Annotated in this window: 1 protein-coding gene and 1 pseudogene; both read right to left on the bottom strand. The window is 65.3% G+C overall.

Features of this window, described 5'->3' with window-relative positions; translation table 11 throughout:
* Positions 1–14: 14 nt before the first annotated feature.
* Entirely contained in the window at positions 15–1,022 is a 1,008-nt protein-coding gene (locus GVV04_RS31920) for a DDE-type integrase/transposase/recombinase (RefSeq protein WP_161692715.1), read from the bottom strand.
* Positions 1,019–1,492 (bottom strand): annotated as a pseudogene (locus GVV04_RS31915) (hypothetical protein); the annotation flags it as partial. The pseudogene GVV04_RS31915 and the gene GVV04_RS31920, both read right to left, overlap by 4 nt.

Raw genomic sequence — 1,492 nt, 5'->3', positions numbered from 1 at the left:
CGGTAGTTGTCAAGTCAAACTGAGACGGGTTGTGTCTGCTGGGCGGGCTGGTTGATCCAGGCAGTCTCCGGCAGTCTTGGTGGTCGTGGGCGGCGGGCGAACCGGTGCGGGTGCGTGGTGTAGGCCGCGTCGAGGGTGGCCTGCCGTTGCTCGCGGATCTGTGCGGCGGTGCCGTAGTGGACCGACGCTGGGGTGTGCATTCCGATGCCGGAGTGGCGGTGTTCGTGGTTGTAGGCGGTGAAGAAAGCGTCGCAGAAGGATCGGGCGTCGGCCAGTGATCCGAACCGTTCCGGGAAGTCCGGCACGTATTTCATCGTTTTGAACTGGGCTTCTGAATACGGGTTGTCATTCGATGTCCGAGGTCGTGAGTGTGACCGCAGGACGCCGAGGTCGACCAGCATCTCCGATACGGGTTTCGAGACCATGGCCCCGCCGCGGTCGGCGTGGATCGTGTGGGGCTCGATGCCGTTTCGGCCGATCGCGTCGGCGATGAGGTCTCGGGCCACGATCGCGTCTTCCGCGGCGGCGACCAGCCAGCCGGTGACGTAACGGGAGAAGATGTCGATGATGACGTAGCACTTGTACCAGATTCCCTTGGCGGGACCCTTCAACGCGGTGATGTCCCACGACCAGACCTGCGACGGGCCGGTCGCGACGAGTTCCGGCCGTACCCGTGGCGGATGCGTGGCCAGACGGCGTCTCTCACGGGTCTGCCCGGCCGCGCGGGCGATGCGGTACATGGTGGACACCGAGCACCAGTACCGGCCAGCATCCAACTCGCGGGCCCATACCTGCGGGATCGCCAGGTCCGCGTACGGGGGTGAGTGGAGTAACTCCAGGATCCGGGCGCGTTCGCTGGCACGCAGCGTCTGCGGTGGTGGCGTACGCGCCGGCCATGGGCCGTGGACAGGGCCCGACGAGCTGGTACGACGGTAGTGGGTGGCCCTCGCCGTGCCGGTCAACACGCATGATCTCTGCACGGAGATGTCCGCTGACCGTAGTTCACCGAATGTGTCGGTCAGGATTTTTTCGGCGGTGGTTCGTTGTCCGCGCTCTCGGAGAGTTCTTCCAAGAGCGCGTGTGCTTTTCCCATGATGTCCAACGCCATCCGGGTCTTCTTCAGATCGGCTTGGAGTTTCTCGTTCTGTCGTCGTAGTTTCTCCAACTCGACCTGATCGGTGTTCCTCCTCGGCCGCCCGGCTGGCGCGGACGCGGACCTTTCGGCGCCCGCGACGGTAAGGACACCGGCGTCACGGGCCCGCGCCCATTCAATGACGTGGGAGGAGTACAAGCCCTCGCGACGCAGAATTGCGCCTTTCTCTCCGTTCGGGGCGTTCTCGTACTCGGCGATGATCGCGAGTTTGTACTCCGGGGTGAACACCCGCCGCGACGGGCGCGGCGCGGGATCCGCCCCGGGCGCCCCGGACGACGAGCCGGACTGGTTCCTGGAAGGTGTGGACACGTACACAAGGATCTCCGATCCCGCCGCCCC

It is taken from the genome of Micromonospora rubida (assembly GCF_009908295.1).
Lineage (GTDB): Bacteria > Actinomycetota > Actinomycetes > Mycobacteriales > Micromonosporaceae > Micromonospora > Micromonospora rubida.
Note: the sequence above shows the minus strand (reverse complement) of the source record. Positions and strands in the feature narration are given on the sequence as shown.